Raw genomic sequence first — 22,736 nt, forward strand, 5'->3', positions numbered from 1 at the left:
CGCATTGTTACTTACCGATTACAGGCCAGTATAGCAAGAAAAAATAAAAATATCTCTGTTAATAGATAATACGGTTTTTTCTAATATTCCATTTTTAATCTTTTCCAGCTCTGTTTTGTTTAGGTATACCATATCTACTTGCTCAAACCGGAGCTTGAATTTTTTACTAGGATTTTTTTCAATCCAATCCAAATCTCCGGCTAGGCCCATTAACTTTTTGAAACGCTCCATATGCTTCATTACTCCGTTATTATGAAGACCTGGCAAGTCTCGTAAAAAACTTTCAAATCCAAGAGTAAATTGATAATCAATCTGCTTTAAATAGATATCAGAAATATTTAAGTGTGTTTTTAGATATTTTTGCAAGTAAGATTCTGTAGTGTAGTAGTTTTTCATTGTTCCATACTTCAGAATTTTATCCATCTTTTCTTTATGATAATTAATTAAATAGGTTAGTGTAAAATGTTGTTGATCGCTTTTTAAGTATCGCGACTTGATTTTCTGTGGATTTATAACCTGGTCTTCTTTCACAAGAGTATCATATGCATCATATAATAAGGCTTTGGTTTCATCAATCTTTTTATTGATCTGTTGACTTTCCGGGCTATTCCCTTTTAATCTATTTCCAGCCTGATTCCATTTATCAATTGGAATAGTACGTTTTAAACTAATTTCAAGGAATTTACCGTTAACGGTAATTCGGGCATAAAGAAGGGCTAGACCTGATTGGTTTTTCTTTTTTCGGACAACAAAAGAAATAGAAAAGGTTTGACTGGTACGCATAGCTTTACAATTTAAATTAAACAATCATTAAGAATACGAAGTCAAACTGCACATGTAATTATAGTACATGAGACGTATAAAAATACAATAAAAAAGCTCACGATTAACTCACAGTTATAGCCATGAACTCACGATTAACTCACATTAAATTTGAAATGTTTTGTTAAATTTTGAGAAACAAAAAAGGGTAACTATATGAAAACCATACAATTACCCTTTATTTGTGATATTTTGAAATCTTAAAAAGTCGGGATGACAGGATTTGAACCTGCGACCCCACGCCCCCCAGGCGTATACGCTACCAGACTGCGCCACATCCCGATTTGAAGTATGCTCAATTTCAATTTTTAGAACTACCTATTTTAAAGGTGGTTCCTTAACAACCTATCCTGAGCAAGAGCAAGTCATCTATTTAATTCAAGTCACAAATTAAAGTGCTTATTTACTATTATCAAAGCGAAAATGTCATTTTTTAAGAACTTAAGCGTGGATATTCTTTAAATACCTGAGCATCAGTTTTAAATTTATTTTTCATAAAAAAAGGTTGTTTAGAAAGTTAACATGCTTTCTAAACAACCATCAATATTCTTTTTAAAATATTTTATTCAATAATGAGCTTTTTTTTCGGTATTACTGAATATTTTCCTGGATTTTTTCTATGGCGTTTTGTATAGATTTATCGGGTTCTATAATATTATTGCTTCCCCAAAATTGTAGATCGGTAAAACCAGAAATATCATCGGCCATCACTACTCTTTTGTTTAAAAAGTTATCCCCTTTCTTAATTCTATCTTCGTTTTGTGGTTGCCAGTTGGTAACAGCCATTTCAGAATCTACAAAGTATCTGGAATTAAATAATTTTTTCTTCCAATTTACCACAAAAAGAAGCTGCGCATTGGAATAACCAAAATACCATTTGCCATCTTGTTGATGGTAATCTATATCATACATCACCTCAATAGGGTACACTTTAGTGCCCCCAGGTTTTTTATTTACAAACATATTGGTAGCAGCGCGCCGGTTATCTACATTCATATTCAGTTTGGCTCTTACCAGGCTTTGAGTTTCAGCATCTATAAACAGCGTTCCAAAGAACCAGGGCATATCTTTATTCATATCTTCAAATCGCACTACATGCAAGTAGCGGTTATCAATTTGAGTAGGCTCTTCAAAACTGAATTCATAATTATCTAAATCCCGCTCATAAAAGAGGTAATCTGGATACTTCATTACATCTATAAACAGCGTATTAAAGGGGCCGCCACGCAATTTTAGGGCCAGGGTATCTAAACGTTCATAATCAGCCGTTTTTCGGGCTTTAACAAGTTCTATATCTTCTTCACCAAAATCACTATAGGGTTTTTTATGAATTTTCACCACGGCTTCACTCAAGGAGACATTTCTATTCCCTTTGCTTATACTTTCTCTATAAAAGGCGGTCATTTGGGTAGGATCGTCAATATAATTATCTCCCCGGTTAGCCAACATGGTACGTACCAGCCTTCTTGCATCCCCGGCTTCATATACTTTAACTTCAGAAAGTTCTTCTACCACGGGTTCCAGGTAAATAATTGTTCCCCTGGGTTTAAAATAACTAAGAGGTAAATTCTTGCTTTGGTATCCCAAATAAGAAATATTTACCGTAGCAGGACCCGTTCCTTTTGGGACTTTTAAAGAAAATTTACCTTCAGAATTCGTCACCGTAGAAATATTGGTTTCATTTACAGATAAATGGGCGTTCACGATCACATCTTCATTATTGGAGTTGATCACTTCACCTTTGTATTCTACATAATCCTGATCGGAATCCTGTAAAAATGGCGAAGCTTTTAGGGGCGCGTAGAAAATAAGCATACCCACTAGAAATGGCATTAAAGTTTTTAAATTTTTCACAGCTATAAGTTTTTGATATTCATTCTAATATACGAAATTTTGAAGAAAATTAATAGTGAAATCTAAACTGAACACAATATTTTTCACTGAAGACTAAGAAGGTTTATAAATACATTAAAAATGATTAATTTCGAAGTGAAAAGCAATTGACCTAAGTTTTCCAGCAGTATGGGGCACCATCATCATAAGAATTCTTCTGAAAAAAATCTAAAACTTGTATTTTTTCTCAATCTCGGGTTTACCATTATTGAATTTATTGGCGGAATTTATGTAAATAGTATAGCCATTATCTCAGATGCTGTTCACGATCTTGGCGATAGCCTTTCACTGGGAACTTCCTGGTATTTAGATCATAAATCCCAACAAAAAAGCGACTCAAAATTCTCATTTGGATATCGCAGGTTTTCGCTTTTAGGAGCCTTGCTTAATAGTTTGATACTTATTGCAGGTTCGGTTTATGTGATTTATGAAGCGGTGGGCAGGCTAATGGCTCCCGAACATTCTGATGCAGAAGGAATGATGGTTTTTGCAATTATGGGAGTAATTGTTAACGGCTTTGCCGCCTGGAAATTAAGCAGTGGTAAAACCTTGAACGAAAAAGTGATTTCCTGGCATCTTATGGAAGATGTGCTGGGCTGGGCCTCGATCCTGGTGGTGGCAATTATTCTCCAGTTTAAAGACATTCATTACCTTGATCCGGCTTTGTCTCTGGTTATTACCATCTATATCTTATTGAATGTTTTTAAAAGGTTAAAAGAGACCCTTTTTATTTTTCTACAAGGTACCCCATCTGATATTAATCTTGATGAGGTAAAACAACAAATTAAAGAAATTCCAGGGGTAGCTTCCACACATCACGTACATATTTGGTCTCAGGAGGGAGAGCATCACGTTTTTACAGCTCACGTAAAACTGGAAAATATTAATAGCGTTGAGGAATACCTAAACCGTAAATCTGAAGTCTTAGAGTCTTTAAAAACCTATAATTTTGAACATTTTACCATTCAATTTGAACTGGATTCTGAAACCTGCAGTTTAGAGTAAAAATAATTTTTATTTTCAACCCGCAACCCGCAACCCGCAACCCGCAACTCGCAACCCTATTTCACCACCAAACTACTATATCCCTGCCCATTTCTGGTTAGCTGAATTTGAGTGCCAATTCGTTCTTTCAGGGAAGCTACGTGACTAATGATCCCAATAGTTTTACCAGATTCTGCCTGGAGTTTTTCTAATGTATCCAGGGTTTGATCTAAAGTCTCTGGATCTAGAGTCCCAAAACCTTCATCTATAAATAGGCTATTAATTTCTACGTTTCTGGAAGCGAGATCAGATAAAGCCAATGCGAGAGATAAACTCAAAAGGAAGGTTTCACCACCAGAAAGTGTTTTTACAGATCGCCTTTGTCCGCCCATATCTTCGTCTATCGCTACCAAACCATCGTCTTCACCTTCCAGGGCTTTATCAATTTTATAGCGTTCACTTAAATCCTTTAATCGAATATTTGCTAAATAAATTAGCTGAGATAAAGTTAAATCTTGCGCAAAATCATTAAATTTTTTACCCTGCCTGTCTCCAATTAATGTGTTTAAAAGTCGCCAACGTTTGCAATCTTTTTCCTTTTCGGCAATTTGATTTTCAAGCTCTTTTAGCCGAAAAATATTTTCCGCATTATTATTTAGTTTTCTTCTCAATTCTTCGCAATTAGATTGCGTAGATTCAAAAGCTCCCTTTTTTTCTTTTAGCTCCGCAGTTAGATCATCTTCAGAACGTTTACTTTCATTCTCTTTGAATTGTTTTAGTTGTTTTTTCAGGGTAGAAATTCCTGTTTCAACAATGCTTTTCTGTTTTAGAAAATCATCTTTTTGCTTTTTTAAATCAAAGAATTTATTTCCCGGTAAAAGTGAATGGTATGCATTTTCCAGACTTTCAAAATCTTTTTCTAAAACCTGTTGTTTTAGTTTTTCCTGTAAATCCTTATAAATCTTAGATTGTTCCTGAAATAGATCTTTTTGCTCTTCTTCGTTTTTCTGAAGATATTTTTTTTCCTGAAGTAATGAATTCCAATCATCCATTAACCGCTGACTATCATCACCAATATTTTTTCCTGAATATTTTTGCTGAAGTTCCTGCTGCAGTAATTTTCCGCGTTGTAGTATTTTCTCTAATTCCTCTAAAATTGGTAATCCACTAGCTAGGGACTTCAATTGCGGATTTATAGTTTCAAAAAATTCTAATTTTTCAATGGTAGTTTTTATCTGAGAAATCTGTGTTTCCCAATCAATAGCTTCCGGTTCTTTAAATTCAGAATATTTCTTCCTGAAAATTTCTTCGCTCTCGGTTATACCGATTTCAATTTCGTTTAATTGCTTTTTCGTTTTTTGTAGCGACTCATCTAAATGAGTTAATTTAGCTTGTGCTTGGGTAAGCTTCGAATTATGCGCATCTATTTCTAAAGTTTTTGCTGAAATTTTAGCCGCAAGATCGTCTTCAAAGTGGGGAAGATGTTCAGAATAAGGATGTTCTTTTGATCCACACAGCGGGCAGGCTTCTCCTGTTTTTAGTGAATTTCTAAGATCTTCTAATTGTGCTGTTTTTAACTGATTTTCTTTTTTAAGCTGAAGAATTTCGTGATCCTTTTTTAAAGAAATAAGCAGGTTTTTTTCTTCCTGAATAATTTTTGGCAAATTCTCCAATTCCGGCTTAAGGGAATCAATTTCTTTTTTTAAATCTAATTGTTTTTGCTTTTGTTCCAGGTTTCTTTCTGCAAAACTTCTGGCTTCCCGACTTTTTTCTAACTCGGTTTTTAAACGATTCTTTTCTGCAGCAATATTTTCTAAATCAACTTCTTTTAAATCGTTCTCCAGCTGTTTTTTCTGTTCAGTTTTTTCAGTTTTAAGATTTTCCAGGATTTCTTTGCCTGCTTTTAAATCATTCTCCGGAAACTCCAATTTTAATTCCCTGATTTCAGTTTTAAATAATTGTAGCTTACTTTTATAATCGCGTCCCAGGGAAGCTTTTTCTTCCTGGAGTTTTCTTATTTTCTCTGTAAATTCAGTTAGTTTTTCCTTGAGGTTTTCTTCAGAAATTTCTTCGTGAACAAAAGCTTTCACCTGTTGAATAGAATCACCTGTATTCTTTTTATTCGCTTCAATTTTTTCTGAAGTTTTATTCAATCCGTCTTTTATTCCTTCTAATTCCTGTTGAAAGCGTTTCCAGGATTGTATCTCTTCAGCAATTGGCTGTAGTTTTTCGTGCTGTTTAAGGCTTTCTCCATATTGATTTTCAAATTCCTTTAGCTGCGCATTCAGTTTTAATTCTTCAGCCTCTAAACCGTTGATCTCCTTTTCTTGTTCAGTAATGGTTTTCTTTAATTCCAGCTGTTTTTCAATCAACTTTAAATCCTTCTGCAGAGTTTCTGTTTGAGTGGTTTTTTCTTTTAAATCTTTCTTGAAAATTGTCAAATTCTCTTCAGACAGTAAATATGAGCTAATCAGTTTTATTTCATCTTGCTGTTTTTCGATTTCTGAAGTTTCTGCTTTAAAACGTTCAAAAGCCATTATTCCCAATTGGCGGTAAATCCCGGTACCGGTTATTTTTTCCAGCAATTCCCCACGTTCCTCTTTTTTAGCCGAAAGGAATTTAGCAAAATCACCCTGCGCCAGTAAAACCGATTTAATAAACTGGTCGTAATTTAAACCGATTAGATCTTCATTTTTCTCCGGAACTTCAGATTTTTTAAGATCTAACAGCGAGTTATCCTGGAGATTAGCAATCTCCATATTGTAATCGTTCAGGTTTCCATTTCGGTTCACCTCAATACTCCAGGAAGAAGTAAAACGACCGGCACCGGTTTCATAAGTAACTTTTGCGTAAGCTTCTTTTTGGTTTCGGGTAAGAATGGCACCTTTTTCCCTAATTTCTTTTTTGCTGATTTTTCCCAACCGCGGTACCTGGTTAAAAAGCGCCAGCGAAATTACATCCAGAATACTGCTTTTCCCACTACCCGTGGGCCCGGTGATGGCAAAAAGCGTATTTCCTGAAAAAGGGGAGGCTTCAAAATCTATATAATTTTCACCTTTTAAGGAGTTTATATTTTTAAATGCAATGCTTAATATTTTCATTTTTTAGCCTCTTTTTGATTGATGTACTTCTTCCAAAATTTCATTAAAAGCACTCATTAATTCTTTTCGGGTTTCTTCGTCTTCTTCCTGCTTATCTACTAATTTTTGAAAAACATCTAAAGGCTGAAGATCTTCCAATTGCTGTTTTTGCTCATAAAGTTCGCCACTGCCACTTATCTTATTTTCAAAAGTGGCGCGGTGTTTTACGATTTCGTAACCTTCAACCTTAAAATTATCGACCAGTTGATCCAGTTCATAAATCTTATTAGAATCGAAATTCCCTTCCTTTAGTTCAATTTCAATTAAAGAAGCGAGTCCGTTGCGTGGTTGTAGCTCTAGTAATTTCTGCTGAAGTTTTTCCAGGTTACCGGTAATTTTGAGTAATTCCCGAAAAACAGGAATTTCTATACTTTCCGGTTCCCAGCCGGTTACGGTATTTAAAAGTAGAATGCGGTTTTTATTACTGCGTTCACTAAAGGATAGTGCAATGGGCGAACCACTATAAAAAGTAGGGGTAGTAGCATTTACCCTTTGCGGTTTATGAATATGTCCCAACGCGATATAATTAAAATAATCGCCAAACTGAAGCGCATTAAATGCGGCTTGATTTCCGATTTGGATATCCCGTTCGCTTTCTGAAGTTTCGGCGCCAGCAGCAAAAAGGTGTCCCATAGCAATAGCTAGAACGCCAGGATATTGAATTTTACAAATTTCAGCGGCATCTAAAAACGTTTGCTGAATTCCTTTTCGTAAAGCTTCTAAGCGGTCTTCATAAGAATTTCCCTGGCTCGCAGTTCTAAGATCAGCATCCCGTAAATAGGGTAGGGCAGCGATCACAACTTCGGTTTTGTTTTGTTTATTTTTTACAGGAATAATACATTCTGAAAGTTCAATAGGCAAGCCGCCAATAATATGAATATCCAGTTCGCGCAAAACTTCCTGAGGCGCATTTAGCATTGTGGGAGAATCGTGATTGCCACCGGTGAGAATTATTTTGCAATCCAAACGTTTCAGCTTCATTAGAGCTTTAAAATATTGCTGTCTTGCTTCAGAAGAAGGATTGGCAAGATCAAAAACGTCTCCCGAAACCAGTAAAGCTTCTACTTTATTTTCCGCAATACAATCGCACAGCCAATCTATAAAAAGATCAAAATCTGGCTGTAAACTATGCTTATGCAGTTTTTTACCAATATGCCAGTCGGCGGTATGCAGAATTTTCATAAGAATCGCTTAAGGAATTAATGCCGGTGTGAAAGTTCGAAATTAATAAAAATTGCCCGTTTAAAATATTCCAATTAAGCCTTAATATCTTTAAATTTATGTCATCAACTTTCCTGCAAGTCTTTTTAACCTTGTTGGAATTATAATTCTTGTATTTTAAATTCTCCCATCAAAATTTGCAAAAAATGCCAATTAACCAATATGAGCCTTTAGAAGAAAAATTAAATGTGATCTCTCACGCTTTTGGTTTTGCATTAAGTATACTGGGTCTTGTTTTATTGATTTCAAGAGCCAATGAACTTGGAGAAATGGTGCACCTGGTGAGCTTTAGTATTTTTGGAGCGAGTATGATTTTACTTTATGCGGCTTCTACTTTATATCATTCAGCCACAAATAAAAACTGGAGATACAGGTTAAATATTCTGGATCACGCTTCAATTTACGTACTTATTGCAGGAAGTTACACCCCATTTGCCCTGGTAACTTTAGAAGGTTGGGTAGGTTGGACTATTTTTGGAGTGGTTTGGGCTTGTGCCCTTACCGGGATTATTCTTAAGCTTTTTTACATTGGAAAATATAGAACGCTGTCCACAATAATGTATGTGGTAATGGGTTGGATAATTGTATTTGCAATTAAACCTTTATACGATAATTTAAGCTCTGAAGGTTTATGGTGGCTCATTGGCGGCGGACTCTCTTACACCATTGGTGCTGTGTTATTTAGTCTGGATAGAGTGAAATTTAACCACGCTATCTTCCACATTTTCGTACTTTTTGGTACGTTTTGTCATTATCTTTCTATTTATTTCTATGTTTTGCCGGGATAGACTTTCGAGCTAAAAATGTGGAATTTTCTCAATTTTAATACTAATTTTAGATTCTGAAAAATTCAAATTCAGAATTAATAATAGCTCAGCCAGAATTTTATGCTACAGGAATTAAAAGAAGCTTACGGATTTATTTTTGAAGACGATCTAATTGAAGAAATCGCCCAGGTAGGCAGTTTACAGCATGTTGTTGCCGGTGAAAAGATCATTGAAATTGGCGATTACGTAAAAATGATGCCTCTATTAATGGAAGGTGCTATTAAAGTGATGCGTGAAGATAAAGATGGAGACGAACTTCTCTTGTATTTTCTTGAACGTGGTGATACCTGCGCAATGACGCTTTCCTGTTGTCTTGGCCAAACCAAAAGTGAAATTAGAGCAGTTGCCGAACGCGACACAAAGTTGATTATGATTCCTATTGAAAAAATGGAAGAATGGACTTCTAAATATAAATCCTGGCGCGATTTTGTTTTTGAAAGTTACCACGCCCGACTTAACGAAATGCTGGAAACTATAGATACTATTGCTTTTATGAATATGGATCAGCGTTTAATGAAATACCTTCAGGATAAAGCAAAAATCAATCAGAATGAAGTAATTGCAGCTACACATCAACAAATTGCTTACGATCTGCATACCTCCCGGGTCGTAATTTCCCGGTTATTAAAAAAACTGGAAATTGACGGTAGAATAAAACTGCAGCGTAACAGCATAGAAGTTTTAGAACTTTAATTCTTTGTAACCCTTGTTACTGTACAACAGCCATATTGCAGGTATTTTTGCAGCGTAATAAAATATAATATGGAAATACTTGAAATACTGGGTTACGTTGGTGCATTGGTAATTGGTATTGTTTTAGGCCTTATTGGTGGCGGGGGTTCTATCTTAACGGTTCCCGTGCTGGTTTACTTGCTGGCTATTAATCCCGTAACCGCCACTGCATATTCTCTTTTTGTTGTTGGAGCATCCTCTCTGGTAGGCGCTTTTAAAAATATGCAGAAAAAACTGGTAGATTTTAGGACTGCAATTGTTTTCTCGATTCCTGCTTTTATTGCGGTATACGCCACTCGAAAATGGATGGTACCTGCTATTCCTGAATCTCTTTTCAGTGTTGGAGATTTTGAAATTACCAAGAACATTGGTATTATGCTGTTTTTCGCCATTATTATGATCCTGGCTTCAGTTTCTATGATTAGGGAGAATGGAAAGAAAAAAAATGAAAATGAAAAAATTAGCTATAATTACCCTTTAATTGTTCTTGAAGGAATTGTTGTAGGTGTTCTCACAGGAATTGTGGGGGCCGGGGGAGGATTCCTAATTATCCCGGCTCTAGTGCTTTTAGCAAAACTCCCTATGAAAAAGGCCGTAGCTACTTCATTATTAATTATTGCCATTAAATCACTTATAGGTTTTATTGGAGATGTCCAAAATATGAATATTAACTGGCTGTTTTTAGGAATTTTCACCGGGCTTTCCATGGTAGGAATGTTTATAGGGATTTATCTCAATAAATTTATAGACGGAAAAAAGCTGAAAAAAGGTTTTGGCTGGTTTGTATTAATAATGGGTATTTATATCATTTGGGCTGAAATTTCGTAAATTTCAATCAGGAAAACTGATGTGATGGCTCTTAAAAACTATTTTTATGTCGGGATGCAATTTTTGCTTTTCATTGCCTGGCTATTTGAAATTGAAACTTTAAAATTTAACCGGTTGGAATTTTTTCAGCCGGTTTTTTTAGTTTTAAGCGGAATAGGTTTTTTAATCGTTTTAATTTCAATTCTTCAACTAAACACCAATCTTTCACCATTTCCGAAGCCAAAAGAAAATGCAACTTTAATAACAAGCGGGCTCTTTAAATATATAAGGCATCCTATTTACTCCGGAATTCTAATTTTCCTCTTTTTCCTTTCATTATATTTTGGCTCTGGTTATAAAATAGGGATCGTGTTCTTATTGCTTATTTTATTCTGGTTTAAATCTGAATATGAAGAAGAGCAATTATGCTTAAAGTATCCAAATTATCGTGATTACCGGCAGAACACCGGTAGATTTTTCCCTAAATTTATTCATTGAAAATTATATTGAAAAGTCTTTTTAAAAGACAGCAAATCAATTAAACCAATTTGATGGAGAATTTAGATTATGCACGTCTGCAAATGGCGTTTACCCTGGGCTTTCATATCATTTTTGCCTGTATTGGGATGGTGATGCCTTTTTTTATGGTGGTTTCACACCATAAATGGTTGAAAACCAGAAACCCTATATATAAAAGATTAACCATGGCATGGTTAAAAGGTGTAGCAATATTTTTTGTTACTGGAGCGGTTTCTGGAACTGCGCTTTCCTTTGAGTTGGGAATGTTATGGCCAGAGTTTATGAAACACGCAGGGCCCATAATTGGAATGCCATTTTCTTTAGAAGGTGCTGCCTTTTTTGTAGAAGCCATCGCTCTCGGTTTTTATCTATATGGGTGGAATAAACTGCCTGAAAAATTTCACTGGTTTACCGGGGTTATTATTGGCGTTGCAGGAGTAGCTTCAGGTATTCTCGTGGTTTCGGCTAATGGCTGGATGAATGCGCCCTCGGGTTTTGATTATATAAATGGAGAATTCACCAATATAGATCCGGTGGCTGCTTTATTAAATCCGGCCTGGTTTACACAGGCACTACATATGACACTGGCTGCTTTTGTAGCCACCAGTTTTGGAGTGGCCGGGATTCATGCTTTTCAAATTTTCCGTAAAAGAAATGTAGAATTACATACCAGGGCTTTTAAAATTGCTATTGTTTTTGGAGCTATTGCTGCGTTTTTGCAACCTATTAGTGGCGATCTTTCAGCAAAAGATGTTGCAGAGCGGCAACCGGTGAAACTCGCTGCTATGGAAGCACATTATGAAACGCAAAAAGGTGCGCCGCTTTACATCGGTGGAATCGTAGATGAAGAAAGCCGTACGGTTTCCAACAAGATTGAAATTCCCAAAGCACTTTCTTTCCTGGCTTTTGGCGATTTTAATGCCGAAGTAAAAGGATTAAACGATTTTCCCGATGATGAATTACCACCGGTGGCAATTGTACATTACGCCTTCCAAACTATGGTGGGTATTGGTACTTTACTAATGTTTGCAGGATTGATCTATTTTATAAGTTTAAGAAAGAAAAACTGGCTTCAGAATAAATATTACTGGTTGTTGTTTATTGCGGTTGCGCCACTTGGCTTTGTGGCTATTGAAGCCGGATGGATAGTGACCGAAGTGGGAAGACAACCCTGGATTATTCACCAGATTATGAGAACCGAAGATGCCGTAACCCCAATGCCGGGGATGAAATATAGTTTTTTCTACTACCTTTTTCTCTATACAGTACTCGCCATAACTGTAACCTGGTTAATGAACCGCCAAATAAGGTCGCTTAACCGGGAAACTGCCGAGGAAAAGGTTAAAAATACTTCAGAAAAGAATTTTAAGCCTACGGGTGGAAATAAAAGCAAAGATTAGTTATGTTATATGTAGTTCTGTTTTTTCTGTTGTTTTCACTGTTCTTGTATGTACTCCTTGGTGGCGCCGATTTTGGTGCCGGTATCGTTGAGTTGTTTTCTTCGGCTAAAAATAAAGAGCATACGCGCGATACAATTTACCGGGTAATGGGCCCAATTTGGGAAGCAAACCATATCTGGCTAATTATTATGCTGGTGATTTTATGGGTGGCGTTTCCGGCTTATTTTAATGTGATGATTATTTACCTGCACATTCCTTTAAGCCTTGTTTTATTGGGAATTACGCTTAGGGGTGTTGCTTTTGTTTTTCGGCATTATGATGCGGTTTTAGATAAATCTCAGTTTTGGTATAATTGGCTTTTTAGAATAGGAAGTTTTGTAACACCGATTTTCCTGGGAATGTCTTTTGGAGCGTTAATTGGTGGCAAAATAATAATTACTGAAGATTATGAAACCTACGGTTTCTACGATCTTTTTATGCAGCATTGGCTTAATATTTTCGCTTTGCTGGTCGGTTTATTTTATGCTGCCCTTTGTGCTTTTTTAGCTTCAACTTTATTAATTGGAGAAGCCGATGGAAAAGCACGAAAACACTACGCTAAAAACTCGGCTTTTTTTACGGTTGTATTGGTGGCGCTTGGCTTTATTCTTATCAGTTATGGTTATTTCAGCGGGATAAATTTTGCTGAAGATTTTATTCATAATCCGGTTTCTTTAGCTTGCGTTGGTTTATCGGGAATTCTTTTATTTCCGCTTTGGAAATTTATAAAAAAAGAATATCGCATTGCCAGTAGATATTTAGCCGGTTTCCAGGTAGTTTTAATACTTTTTGCTGCGCTATATGCACATTTTCCTTATATTATAATCACTGCCGATCAGGAGATAAGTCTGTTAGAAAACCTGGCACCAGAATCTACGATAAGTAATTTGGCGATTATGTTGCTAATAGGCGGATTTATTATTTTACCAGGACTTTTTCATTTAATGAAATCTTTTAATATGATTAAAGTGTTGGAAAAAAATGAGAAGGAATACGAGTAATTTTTCCTGAATTAATTGCGGAATTTGGTAATCTCATTCAAAAAATAGCTAATGATCTTAAAAAGATTTGGAAAAGAACCTACTGGTGAAAGGTTGGAACGAATAAAGAATGCCGAAAATACACAAAACGGTACGTTTCAAAATATAGAACCTACCGCGGTGCAACCAGAAGATGTTTCTATGTTTAAAATAATGAAACAGATGCTGAGTAGGCCAAAAACGGTTCGGCCTTCATCAGAAATTCCTCATAAAAAAGCTGATTTATTAAATATAAATACCAAAAAACCGACAGTGGTCTGGTTTGGACATTCTTCTTACTTATTAAGTTTTAATGGCTATAATATTTTGGTAGATCCCGTTTTTAGCGGATTCGCTTCCCCTTTTAAATTCCTTGGAAAATCCTTCCCGGGGACCGATCTGTATCAAGCCGAAGATTTTCCAAAAATTGATTTGCTAATTCTTACTCACGATCATTATGACCATTTGGATTATAAATTTTTAAAACAATTAAAGACAAAAGTTTTAAAAATAGTTACTCCCCTTGGAGTAGGAGAGCATTTAGAATATTGGAATACACAACCTGATATAATTACCGAGCTCAACTGGAATGAAAGTGAGGAAGTACATCAAAATTTAAAAGTTACCGCATTGCCTTCCCGTCATTTTTCTGGCAGAAACGTAAAAAGAAACACGAGTTTGTGGGCGTCTTTTGCCCTGGAATGGGAGGGTTTTAAAATATATATTGGTAGTGATTCGGGTTACAGTTCGCAGTTTAAAGAAATTGGAGAAAAATTTAAGGAATTTGACCTCGCTTTTCTGGAATGCGGACAATATGGTAAATATTGGCCCCAAATACATATGTTTCCTGAGGAAACCGCGAAAGCTGCGAAAGATCTAAATGCTAAAATTTTGTTCCCCGTGCATTGGGGGAAATTTGTGCTTTCGGTACATCCCTGGAACGAACCTATTAGGAGACTAATGGCAGAAACCAGAATACAAAAGCAAGAAGTAGTTTCGCCAAGAATTGGTGAAGCTTATGTTTTAGGAGAACAATTTTCACAGGAAGAATGGTGGAATTTTGAATAAAAGAATTGAATTATGAAGGAAACAAAGTCGCATTGGGAAGAGGTTTATAATAAAAAGTCTTACAAAGATGCCAGCTGGTACCAGGAAAAACCTGAAACATCTTTAAAATTTATCGCTGAACTGGATTTGCCTGAATGTTCAAAAATTATAGATGTAGGGGGAGGAGATTCTAATCTTGTAGACTACTTATTAAAAGAAGGCTATCGGGATATTTCGGTTTTGGATATTTCTGCAAAAGCCCTGGAAAAAGCAAAAACACGTTTAAATAATGATGCCGAAAAGGTAAACTGGATCGTTGCTGATGCTTCAGAATTTGAAGCTACACAGGTTTATCATCTTTGGCACGATCGCGCTGCTTTTCATTTTTTAACTGAAGAAAAACAGATTGAAAATTATATAAGAACCCTGGAAAATTCGGTAGCTTCCGGTGGATTTGTAATTTTGGCAACATTTTCAAAAGAGGGACCAGTAAAATGCAGTGGAAGAACAATTAAGCAATATTCAAAAGAAGATCTTCAAGCGTTATTACAGGATAAATTTGCTCTTTTGAAATGCGAAAATTTAGATCATAAAACTCCAACCGGGGCGATTCAGAATTTTACATTTTGTTGTTTTAGAAAAAAATAAAATATTATGAAAAATTTTTGGAACGAACGTTATGCCGATGAAGATTATGTTTACGGCAAAACACCAAACGAATATTTTAAAGAAAAAATTGATGAAATGCCACCCGGTAAAATTTTATTGCCGGCAGAAGGAGAAGGGAGAAATGCGGTGTATGCTGCAAGCCTGGATCGGGAGGTTGATATTAGTGAAAAAGGTAAGGAAAAAGCTCTAAACCTGGCTAATAAACAAAGCGTAGAAATTGATTACAAAGTAGGTGACCTTCCAGACCTTGATTATAAAGACGAGCAACGGATGTGATTGCTTTGATTTTTGTTCATTTTTCGGAAGAAAAAAAGGAAAACTATCTAAAGAAATTTAAAAAGTTACTGAAACGCGGTGGAGTAATTATTTTTGAAGCTTTTAGTAAAGAACAAATAGATATTCAGAAAGAGAATCCAAAATCTGGCGGACCTAAAAATGCTGAAATGCTTTTTTCTAAAGAAGAATTGCAAACCTATTTTAGCGGCTACGAATTTGAGGAATTTGAAGATCTAATTACTGAACTTTCAGAAGGTAAATATCACCAGGGAAAAGCAGCAGTAATTCGTTTTGTAGCGAGAAAGCCATTAAACTGAAAAATTAAACCTCAAAGATCCCGCTAAACACCTGGATCTTTGAGGTTTTTTAAACTATTGAAATTTATAATCGGTTCCCGGAACTGTAGAAAAAGATTTTTCGCCTAAATATTCACAATAAGCGCGGCCATCTAATTTTGGCGAGACCGGCGAATGTTTTTGTAAATATTCTTCTACCAACTCGTGAATGGTATAATCTTTTACTTCAACGTCTTTTACATTTGGCATTCGGCAAAGGTTATCAATCGGGTCTCCGGGCCGAACACAGGCTGAAATTGTGTAATATTCATCATCCTGCATTTCCTCGCCTTTAACCATAACCGATTGTATGCGTTCTCCTTTTTTATTCTGAGAATTAAAATCGACTTCCATTCCTGAAAATCTTACCAGCCAGCCACCAAATCGTTCGGTTGAATTTTGGGCAAATGCATTGTGCATTTCATTTTCCAACCATTCTTTAATTTGTTTTCCGCTGGCTTTTCCGGTTTTTACTTTTTCGTTTACCGGTAATAAATTCCACAAATTTGCTCTTGTAATTGGTGCAGCTTCCCCGTTTTCGGGAACTATAGGATTTCCGAAGCGAAATCCGTTAGAAATTGAAATATCGGCACCGGTTTTCCAACGAGCTGCATCGGTAATCATATTATCCATCGGGTTTTCTACAGTTAAATAGCGATAAAGCGGAGTTTCAGTATAACCTATTACGGTCTCCAGGTGTTCTTTGTAGGGAGCTTTAGCTTTCTTAACTAACCCGGCTATTTCTGGATTTGCAGCATATTTTTCAGGATCAACTTCCATTAATTCATATTCCTCATCTACAATTTCGCCATCTTTAAAATAGAGATTTAATTTCCCCACAAAAGAACCAAAAGCACCGGGCTCTGTAACCTTCGCATATTTTCCTTCAATGGGTTGACGAACCCTTTCGTGGGTATCGTTTCCGAAAATATAATCTACATCTTTAGCTATTGGGTTGTTGGCTAATTCAATTTGCTTAAAAATTCCAAAATGCGTCACTAAAAACAACGCATCAACTTTTTCTTCGGTTTTCACTTTCTGAATAAGTTCCTGAACGCCTTCGTCTAAGCCGCTAAAACCAATTCCCTCGCTAAAAATTGGGTTTTGCCGAACAGGAACATCGGGATCGTTTATTCCGATAAACCCAAGCTTTACACCTTCAATTTCTTTGGTCCAGTAAGGTGGGAAAAGTTCTTTTTTATCTTTCTCATGAAACATATTCTGAACAATCACCGGAGTTTCAAAACCCTGTAAAACGTCCATCATTATTTTTTTGCCATAGACTACTTCCCAGTTTCCCGGCACTAGAAGATCGTAATCCATATTCTTTATAATTTCAGGAAAAATTTTTCCTTCAGAAAGTGCGGCATAGCCACTTCCCTGGATAAGATCACCGCCATCAAAAATTATGGTATTAGGGTTTTTGGCTCTTTCTTCTTCAAAGAGGGTTTGAATGTGGGCGAGGCCTCCACGTTCTTTAAAAACTATTTCTTCATCTTCCCAAAATAATTCGGGGTGAGAATCTAGTTGGCCGTGAATATCGGCCGTTTGTAAAATGGTGATTTTAGTGGTTTCATCTTTATTTTTGTCCGGGTTTTTACCATTTGCATTGTTGCACGAGGTATATAAACCAATGGTAGCAATGCCTGAAAACAGGATTAATGCTGTCTTTAAACTAATTTTCATAAATTATCTTTTTATAGCTCTATACTGTAATAGTTCTTATTCTTTTGTAATTGTAAAAGATGCGTAAAGGCGTGGTCTACTACTTTTATGTAGGGATGTAAATCTTTTTTATCAATTTTTAAATAGTTTATTGAGAGTTTACAAACCTTGATCTCTACGCCCGCAGCTTTAGTTTTTTTTATATAGTTGCTCATCTTCTCTTTATTTGTAAGCTCCTTAACATTTTGTCCATAAAGGACTATCTGAAAATCACCAAATTTATGACCATCTTCTTGTTTTAGTGCTTCAGCAGTAAGGATTATTGGCTCTAACTGTGGAATTTTGGAAGTAGAGACTACATAATTATTTTTCTCAATTCCTGTTTTTGTTTGAGCAAAACCTGAAACGCCTAGCATAAATACTAAGATTAGAATTCCTATTTTTTTTATCATCTTGATATTTTATATGTTTTAGAATACTTTTTTTAAAGCTCTATACTGAAATATCCTTTTTTCTGAAGTTGAAAATCATATAGAATTCCATTCTCAACAACTTCCATTTCTGATGGAATCGCTTTAGGATCTACACCAAATTTTTTGAGGGAAAATCCGCAGGCTTTAATGGCAACATTGGCTTTTTCGGCTCGCTGAATATACTTTTTCATTTGTTCTTTATCGGTTAAGCCTTTTACGGTCTGGCCGCAAACAATAACCTGGAAATCACCAAAATGATGACCATCTTCTTTTTGCAACTCTTCCGCAGTAATTAAAATGGGTTGTAACTGCGGAATTTTCTTGGTTAAAACCACATAATTATTCTTGTCAGGATTGTGATTTTGAGCATTTGTAGTTATTGAAAACAGCATAAAAAAAGCTGTAAATATTAAAATTGAATTTTTCATTTTTTTGAATTTTCATGGCTGAAACAGCCGGTTATATTTTTGTTGTTTGTTGATCTTTAAAATCGTTGAGGATAAAAAACAGGAGTCCGCCGGCTATGGCAATATTTTTAAAAAGCGGCCCCAGTGTTGTAATTTGTCCTACCTGCACGGTAAGGGTAATGGGAATTAAAACTGCCAGTAGAATTATGGCAGTCCAGCGAGTTTTGAAACCTATAAGCAGGGCAAAACCCGCAATAAGCATAACCACGCCAGATAGAATTACTAGCAATTCAGGGTTTCCGAAAAAATAGGCGAGTCCTTTAAAACTGGCCTGGTCAATTCTATTTACGGTTTTTTCAATATTGAATAAATGTTGTAAACTGGCTACGAGAAATATCCCGCTGAGCATCACCCGTAACAATTGTATAGAGCGACGACTCACTGAAATGTTTGTGTTCATTGAATTTAGAATTATTAAACTACCTAAGAGCAAGCTCACAAGGCAGTCTGAGAAATAAAATTTTAATTTCGAGGCAAGCCCTGGTATTTAAATCTCGATTATCAAATTAATAGCTCGTTTATCGGCAAAGACACCGATATAATTAAAGTGATTACGTTGCTAATTCCTTTGGAGGAGGGTAGTTTTTGGAGAAATAGGTTGAAATTACCGCAGGATTGAGGTAATTGTAATCTTGAAAATTTGTTGTTATTTCGGTCTCGAACCAGGCCATTTTTGCCAGGTTAAAGGCCGGATTACAAACGGCATCGCTGCTAATCACCAATACCGAAGAATCTTGTGTGAAGGTTTTATCATCTACCGATTTTTGGGATTTTTTCTTACAAAACGGGTTTACCAGTGCAATTCCTTCAGCATCCAAAATACTATTCAGCACTTTTGCGTCCAGCATCAGGAATTTTCCGAAGAAAACCACGGTAAGGAAAATCGCTATGTAAGCTTTGATTTGCATTATTCGGGAAGATAGAGTTTTAAATTATTTGCATCAAACTCAACCTGGTCCAGGTGCCCCATCTGCTTTTTGTCTTCGGTAATTAAATGAAGATGCATATAGGTATTGTGATGCGTAAAAACCGCCTGGTGTTTGCGAGAGAAAAATCCGAGAATTTCTATCTCTTTATCTTCTAAAGTATAATTTGTAAGTCCTTCGTGAGCTTCTTTTGGAGAACTCACTTTTTGGCCTTGAGGTAAATTTACAATATGAATTTTAGCTGAATTGATTTTTCCTTTTAGTCGAAATGGAAAAGCTTCTGCATTATCAGGTGTCCTTTCGTTTAGAAAATTTTCCAAGTTCTCCATTGATTTTACTGATTTTGGCAGTGACACCGATTTCCACTTTTTAACTTCAGCATAAACAAAAAACGGTGCTTTAACTGCATTTGTTTTTCCAACTTCCATTGAATTTTCATTCCTAACAACTGATTTAAATACTTCTCCGTCTAAAATAAGCAATTCACCACTAAGGAATTCTACTGGCCCAAGTCCGTAAACACCTTTTTTAGCTACAGAATCCAGGGAAATTGTACCCTGAAGTTCTCCTTTTTTCATCACATTTTTCATTGCTCCGGCTACTTTTACGCTGTTAGTTTGAGCCATAGTTGAAAAGCCTGCAAGAAAGCCAAGAAGTAATAGTGTTAGATGTTTTCGCTTCATATTTCGCAAAAGTAATTATAAGATTTTAATAATAGCGTGACTAATGTTACAAAGCAATTTTGTTTAAAGTAACCCTTGTTACTGCAGCGCTCTCACAAAATAGAGACTTTTGCGATTTGAATCTGAAAATCTTAAATATTGAAAGTTCTTAATTTACTTACTTTGTTTTTATCCCTGGTTTTAAGTCTTAACCTCAAGGCTCAATCTTCCGATTCCTTAAAAGATGAAAAGCCTCAACTTATAGAGATATTTAAAAACGCAACCTTTCACGGCCATATTCGTAATTTCTATATGAACACCATTAACAGGGGTGAGCTAAAGGATTATTATACCAATGCAAGCGGCGGTGCAATTGGATTTACTACCGGAAATTTTAAAGGTTTTGAGATTGGAGTGAAGGGAATTTTTACTTATAAAACCTTTGGCAGTGATTTGGGTGTTGAGGATGCGGTAACGGGAAAAAATGCTAAATGGGAGTACGAACTTTATGATGTATTGAATAAAGGAAATTTTAGGGATCTTGATAGGTTGGAGGAGCTGTTTATAAGGTATCGCTTTGGAAATTCATATTTAAGTTATGGCAAGTTTGAAACCGAATTTACACCACTTTTAAATCATAGCGATGGCCGAATGAAACCTTTTGCGCATAGGGGAGGCTGGGCACATTTAAATTTCAATTCAAAACACCAGGTTAATTTGGGTTGGCTTGATGGAGTTTCCCCGCGGTCAACCACCGAGTGGTTTGGTATGGATGAAGCTTTGGGACTTTTCTATAACGGATTTCAACCCAATGGAGAAATGGCTGATTATCACGAATTTTATCCTTCATCAGGGATTGGGATTTTAAACTACAATTTTAGAAAAGATAATTTTCAGCTTAATTTCTATGATTTTTACCAGGATAAAATAATGAATACAATTTGGGCAGAAATAGGGTATAACCTGTTCGATTTTAACTTCGGAGTGCAATATGTTTATCAAAATCCTCTTTCCTTTTCTGAAGACCTGGTTTACGTGAATAGATATGTGCAACCTGGAGAAAATGGACAGGTACTGAATTCTCAGCTCAGTTGGGAGAAATCGGGTTTCAATCTCGCGCTTGGTTATACCCACGCTTTTGATACCGGCCGGTTTTTATTTCCGAAGGAATTAGGGCGGGATCGCTTTTTTACTTCTATTTCCAGATCACGCCTGGAAGGCCTTGGAAATGCAGATGTTTTTATCTTAAAAGCAGCATACCACGTTCCAAAACCCGATTTTTATATTGGAATAGAAATGCAACAGTTACAAGGTCCTGAAACCGGTAGGTTTGAATTTAATAAATATAATGTTGATGAATCGTTCCAGGTAAATAGTCACTTAAGTTACCAGGCAAAGGGTTTCTTTGAAGGATTGAGTTTTGATATCTTATGGGTTTATAGGAAAAATCAAAACCATACCAGTGCAGAAAGTATATTTAACAGGAGTAATTTTAACCAGTTGAATTTTGTTACCAATTTCAGTTTTTAAAGTTATAAACCACGAATGGAAAATATAAAATTAGGATTAAAAGAGAACTGGAAACAATTTAGTTTATTGGTATTGGTAAACGCCTTTGTTGGCGGAATGGTAGGGCTGGAACGAAGTATTTTGCCTGAAATTGCCGAAAAAGAATTTGGTATTGCAGCAACCAGTGCCATTTTATCTTTTATTGTAGTTTTTGGAGTGGTAAAGGCAATTTCCAATTATTACGCCGGGGCATTGGCAAATAGGTTTGGAAGGAAAAACCTGTTGGTTTTAGGTTGGATTTTTGCCATTCCCATTCCTTTTATCCTCATTTATGCTGAAAATTGGAATTGGATAATCGCCGCCAATGTCTTACTGGGAATAAACCAGGGATTGGCCTGGAGCAGCACCGTAGTGATGAAGATTGACCTGGTGGGTGAAAAGCAGCGTGGTTTTGCAATGGGTTTAAATGAATTTGCCGGATATTTTGCAGTAGCTGTTGTAGCTTTTCTTACGGGTTGGATCGCTTCAGAATATGGTGTTAGACCTTATCCTTTCTACCTGGGAATTGGACTTATGATTCTGGGGTTGCTCTTTAGTATTTTCCTAATTAATGATACGCGCCACCACGTTGCCAAAGATGAGGGAAGCAGCGATATGTTGCGATTAAAAAATATTTTCTGGGATACCACCTGGAAAGATAAAAACCTTGGTTCTGTTAGTCAGGCGGGGCTAATCAATAATTTAAATGATGGGATGGCCTGGGGATTATTTCCTATTTTACTTTCCGGAAAAGGTTTTAATCTTGAACAAATTGGAATTGTTACCGCACTTTATCCTGCAGTTTGGGGAATAGGCCAACTATTTACGGGAAGAATGGCTGATATTTTTAGTAAGAAAGATATGCTGTTTATTGGGATGCTTCTGCAGGCCATAGTTCTGGTAATATTAGTTTGGGCTGAAACAATGACGCATTTTGTGATACTTTCTTCTTTACTGGGCTGGGGAACCGCAATGGTTTACCCGACATTCCTTGCAACTATAGCCGATAACACCCATCCGCAGGATCGGGCAAAAAGTATTGGTATTTTTAGACTTTGGCGTGACCTGGGATATGCTATAGGAGCGATCTTAACCGGGTTAATTGCAGATTTGGTGAGTATTGAAGCGGCGATTATGTTAATTGGAATTCTAACTTTAATTTCAGCCGGGATTATTTTTCTTCGAATGGATTATAAAGACAATAAGGCTGTGAAATTACTTAAATTTAAAAATTAACTTTAATATCGGATAGGTTATGTATAACT

Annotated in this window: 23 protein-coding genes and 1 tRNA gene; 13 read left to right on the forward strand and 11 right to left on the reverse strand. The window is 36.0% G+C overall.

Going from position 1 to position 22,736, the window contains the following annotated elements; all coding sequences use genetic code 11:
• Window positions 1-18: 18 nt before the first annotated feature.
• The 3 genes from B4F31_RS14405 to B4F31_RS14415 form a co-directional block, all read right to left on the reverse strand.
• Entirely contained in the window at window positions 19-783 is a 765-nt protein-coding gene (locus tag B4F31_RS14405; protein WP_286761584.1) for a phage integrase SAM-like domain and Arm DNA-binding domain-containing protein, read from the reverse strand.
• A 247-nt stretch (window positions 784-1,030) separates the two neighbouring features.
• A tRNA-Pro gene (locus B4F31_RS14410) sits at window positions 1,031-1,104 on the reverse strand.
• Between the two features lie 309 nt (window positions 1,105-1,413).
• Window positions 1,414-2,676 carry a carboxypeptidase-like regulatory domain-containing protein gene (locus tag B4F31_RS14415; protein ID WP_286761585.1) on the reverse strand — a complete coding sequence of 421 codons (1,263 nt, stop codon included), beginning with the start codon at window positions 2,674-2,676 and terminating at the stop codon, window positions 1,414-1,416.
• 168 nt (window positions 2,677-2,844) lie between these two features.
• Between B4F31_RS14415 and B4F31_RS14420 the strand changes: the two genes are divergently transcribed.
• Entirely contained in the window at window positions 2,845-3,720 is an 876-nt protein-coding gene (locus tag B4F31_RS14420) for a cation diffusion facilitator family transporter (RefSeq protein WP_075326699.1), read from the forward strand.
• A gap of 56 nt (window positions 3,721-3,776) precedes the next feature.
• Here B4F31_RS14420 and B4F31_RS14425 read toward each other — a convergent pair whose 3' ends face one another.
• Window positions 3,777-6,800, reverse strand: coding sequence for an AAA family ATPase (locus B4F31_RS14425; RefSeq protein WP_286761586.1), 3,024 nt, complete (start codon window positions 6,798-6,800; stop codon window positions 3,777-3,779).
• Between the two features lie 3 nt (window positions 6,801-6,803).
• The gene (locus B4F31_RS14430; RefSeq protein WP_075326701.1) at window positions 6,804-8,021 is read right to left on the reverse strand and encodes an exonuclease SbcCD subunit D C-terminal domain-containing protein; all 1,218 of its coding nucleotides are present in this window, start codon (window positions 8,019-8,021) and stop codon (window positions 6,804-6,806) included.
• 185 nt (window positions 8,022-8,206) lie between these two features.
• On the opposite strand from B4F31_RS14430, the gene trhA reads away from it, so the two are divergent.
• From trhA to B4F31_RS18100, 10 genes are all read left to right on the forward strand, one after another.
• On the forward strand, window positions 8,207-8,848 hold the full coding sequence (gene trhA / locus B4F31_RS14435) for a PAQR family membrane homeostasis protein TrhA (protein ID WP_286761587.1): 642 nt from the start codon (window positions 8,207-8,209) through the stop codon (window positions 8,846-8,848).
• A 99-nt stretch (window positions 8,849-8,947) separates the two neighbouring features.
• Window positions 8,948-9,580, forward strand: coding sequence for a Crp/Fnr family transcriptional regulator (locus B4F31_RS14440; RefSeq protein ID WP_208225255.1), 633 nt, complete (start codon window positions 8,948-8,950; stop codon window positions 9,578-9,580).
• 69 nt (window positions 9,581-9,649) lie between these two features.
• Complete coding sequence (locus B4F31_RS14445; protein ID WP_286761588.1) at window positions 9,650-10,447, forward strand: sulfite exporter TauE/SafE family protein; 798 nt, start codon at window positions 9,650-9,652, stop codon at window positions 10,445-10,447.
• Window positions 10,448-10,471: 24 nt separating this feature from the next.
• Window positions 10,472-10,924 carry a methyltransferase family protein gene (locus B4F31_RS14450; RefSeq protein WP_286761589.1) on the forward strand — a complete coding sequence of 151 codons (453 nt, stop codon included), beginning with the start codon at window positions 10,472-10,474 and terminating at the stop codon, window positions 10,922-10,924.
• Between the two features lie 53 nt (window positions 10,925-10,977).
• Entirely contained in the window at window positions 10,978-12,345 is a 1,368-nt protein-coding gene (locus B4F31_RS14455) for a cytochrome ubiquinol oxidase subunit I (RefSeq protein ID WP_286761590.1), read from the forward strand.
• 2 nt (window positions 12,346-12,347) lie between these two features.
• On the forward strand, window positions 12,348-13,385 hold the full coding sequence (locus B4F31_RS14460) for a cytochrome d ubiquinol oxidase subunit II (RefSeq protein ID WP_286761591.1): 1,038 nt from the start codon (window positions 12,348-12,350) through the stop codon (window positions 13,383-13,385).
• A 51-nt stretch (window positions 13,386-13,436) separates the two neighbouring features.
• On the forward strand, window positions 13,437-14,471 hold the full coding sequence (locus B4F31_RS14465; RefSeq protein WP_286761592.1) for an MBL fold metallo-hydrolase: 1,035 nt from the start codon (window positions 13,437-13,439) through the stop codon (window positions 14,469-14,471).
• A 12-nt stretch (window positions 14,472-14,483) separates the two neighbouring features.
• Window positions 14,484-15,098, forward strand: a complete 615-nt coding sequence (locus B4F31_RS14470) for a class I SAM-dependent methyltransferase (RefSeq protein ID WP_286761593.1) — start codon at window positions 14,484-14,486, stop codon at window positions 15,096-15,098.
• A 6-nt stretch (window positions 15,099-15,104) separates the two neighbouring features.
• A complete protein-coding gene (locus B4F31_RS18095; protein ID WP_339647854.1) occupies window positions 15,105-15,395 on the forward strand; it encodes a class I SAM-dependent methyltransferase in 291 nt (96 codons plus the stop codon).
• Window positions 15,392-15,712: a hypothetical protein gene (locus tag B4F31_RS18100; protein WP_339647853.1), complete on the forward strand. Its 321-nt coding sequence runs from the start codon at window positions 15,392-15,394 to the stop codon at window positions 15,710-15,712. The genes B4F31_RS18095 and B4F31_RS18100 overlap by 4 nt, the downstream gene beginning before the upstream one ends.
• A gap of 54 nt (window positions 15,713-15,766) precedes the next feature.
• Here the strand turns inward: B4F31_RS18100 and B4F31_RS14480 are convergent, their stop codons facing one another.
• The 6 genes from B4F31_RS14480 to B4F31_RS14505 form a co-directional block, all read right to left on the reverse strand.
• Window positions 15,767-17,416 (reverse strand): bifunctional metallophosphatase/5'-nucleotidase, encoded by a 1,650-nt coding sequence (locus tag B4F31_RS14480; protein WP_286761594.1) that lies wholly within the window; start codon window positions 17,414-17,416, stop codon window positions 15,767-15,769.
• 11 nt (window positions 17,417-17,427) lie between these two features.
• Window positions 17,428-17,847, reverse strand: a complete 420-nt coding sequence (locus B4F31_RS14485; RefSeq protein ID WP_286761595.1) for a DsrE family protein — start codon at window positions 17,845-17,847, stop codon at window positions 17,428-17,430.
• Window positions 17,848-17,879: 32 nt separating this feature from the next.
• Window positions 17,880-18,296: a sulfur reduction protein DsrE gene (locus tag B4F31_RS14490; RefSeq protein ID WP_286761596.1), complete on the reverse strand. Its 417-nt coding sequence runs from the start codon at window positions 18,294-18,296 to the stop codon at window positions 17,880-17,882.
• A 31-nt stretch (window positions 18,297-18,327) separates the two neighbouring features.
• Complete coding sequence (locus B4F31_RS14495; RefSeq protein WP_286761597.1) at window positions 18,328-18,735, reverse strand: DoxX family protein; 408 nt, start codon at window positions 18,733-18,735, stop codon at window positions 18,328-18,330.
• 151 nt (window positions 18,736-18,886) lie between these two features.
• A complete protein-coding gene (locus B4F31_RS14500) occupies window positions 18,887-19,243 on the reverse strand; it encodes a hypothetical protein (protein ID WP_286761598.1) in 357 nt (118 codons plus the stop codon).
• Complete coding sequence (locus B4F31_RS14505; RefSeq protein WP_286761599.1) at window positions 19,243-19,887, reverse strand: acetolactate decarboxylase; 645 nt, start codon at window positions 19,885-19,887, stop codon at window positions 19,243-19,245. The genes B4F31_RS14500 and B4F31_RS14505 overlap by 1 nt, the downstream gene beginning before the upstream one ends.
• 195 nt (window positions 19,888-20,082) lie before the next feature.
• On the opposite strand from B4F31_RS14505, the gene B4F31_RS14510 reads away from it, so the two are divergent.
• Both B4F31_RS14510 and B4F31_RS14515 read left to right on the forward strand, forming a co-directional pair.
• Complete coding sequence (locus B4F31_RS14510; RefSeq protein ID WP_286761600.1) at window positions 20,083-21,453, forward strand: hypothetical protein; 1,371 nt, start codon at window positions 20,083-20,085, stop codon at window positions 21,451-21,453.
• Between the two features lie 15 nt (window positions 21,454-21,468).
• Window positions 21,469-22,707, forward strand: a complete 1,239-nt coding sequence (locus B4F31_RS14515; RefSeq protein WP_286761601.1) for an MFS transporter — start codon at window positions 21,469-21,471, stop codon at window positions 22,705-22,707.
• Window positions 22,708-22,736: the final 29 nt, after the last annotated feature.

It is taken from the genome of Salegentibacter sp. UBA1130 (genome assembly GCF_002311535.1).
Taxonomy (GTDB): domain Bacteria; phylum Bacteroidota; class Bacteroidia; order Flavobacteriales; family Flavobacteriaceae; genus Salegentibacter; species Salegentibacter agarivorans.

Coding starts and splice junctions, on each gene's coding strand:
- B4F31_RS14450 (WP_286761589.1), top strand. CDS start 10,472: ATGGCTCTTAAAAACTATTTTTATGTCGGGATGCAATTTTTGCTTTTC.
- B4F31_RS14430 (WP_075326701.1), bottom strand. CDS start 8,021: ATGAAAATTCTGCATACCGCCGACTGGCATATTGGTAAAAAACTGCAT.
- B4F31_RS14425 (WP_286761586.1), bottom strand. CDS start 6,800: ATGAAAATATTAAGCATTGCATTTAAAAATATAAACTCCTTAAAAGGT.
- trhA (WP_286761587.1), top strand. CDS start 8,207: ATGCCAATTAACCAATATGAGCCTTTAGAAGAAAAATTAAATGTGATC.
- B4F31_RS14440 (WP_208225255.1), top strand. CDS start 8,948: ATGCTACAGGAATTAAAAGAAGCTTACGGATTTATTTTTGAAGACGAT.
- B4F31_RS14455 (WP_286761590.1), top strand. CDS start 10,978: ATGGAGAATTTAGATTATGCACGTCTGCAAATGGCGTTTACCCTGGGC.
- B4F31_RS14505 (WP_286761599.1), bottom strand. CDS start 19,887: ATGGCTCAAACTAACAGCGTAAAAGTAGCCGGAGCAATGAAAAATGTG.
- B4F31_RS14485 (WP_286761595.1), bottom strand. CDS start 17,847: ATGATAAAAAAAATAGGAATTCTAATCTTAGTATTTATGCTAGGCGTT.
- B4F31_RS14480 (WP_286761594.1), bottom strand. CDS start 17,416: ATGAAAATTAGTTTAAAGACAGCATTAATCCTGTTTTCAGGCATTGCT.
- B4F31_RS14460 (WP_286761591.1), top strand. CDS start 12,348: ATGTTATATGTAGTTCTGTTTTTTCTGTTGTTTTCACTGTTCTTGTAT.
- B4F31_RS14515 (WP_286761601.1), top strand. CDS start 21,469: ATGGAAAATATAAAATTAGGATTAAAAGAGAACTGGAAACAATTTAGT.
- B4F31_RS14495 (WP_286761597.1), bottom strand. CDS start 18,735: ATGAACACAAACATTTCAGTGAGTCGTCGCTCTATACAATTGTTACGG.
- B4F31_RS14490 (WP_286761596.1), bottom strand. CDS start 18,296: ATGAAAAATTCAATTTTAATATTTACAGCTTTTTTTATGCTGTTTTCA.
- B4F31_RS14470 (WP_286761593.1), top strand. CDS start 14,484: ATGAAGGAAACAAAGTCGCATTGGGAAGAGGTTTATAATAAAAAGTCT.
- B4F31_RS14405 (WP_286761584.1), bottom strand. CDS start 783: ATGCGTACCAGTCAAACCTTTTCTATTTCTTTTGTTGTCCGAAAAAAG.
- B4F31_RS14500 (WP_286761598.1), bottom strand. CDS start 19,243: ATGCAAATCAAAGCTTACATAGCGATTTTCCTTACCGTGGTTTTCTTC.
- B4F31_RS18095 (WP_339647854.1), top strand. CDS start 15,105: ATGAAAAATTTTTGGAACGAACGTTATGCCGATGAAGATTATGTTTAC.
- B4F31_RS14465 (WP_286761592.1), top strand. CDS start 13,437: ATGATCTTAAAAAGATTTGGAAAAGAACCTACTGGTGAAAGGTTGGAA.
- B4F31_RS14420 (WP_075326699.1), top strand. CDS start 2,845: ATGGGGCACCATCATCATAAGAATTCTTCTGAAAAAAATCTAAAACTT.
- B4F31_RS14445 (WP_286761588.1), top strand. CDS start 9,650: ATGGAAATACTTGAAATACTGGGTTACGTTGGTGCATTGGTAATTGGT.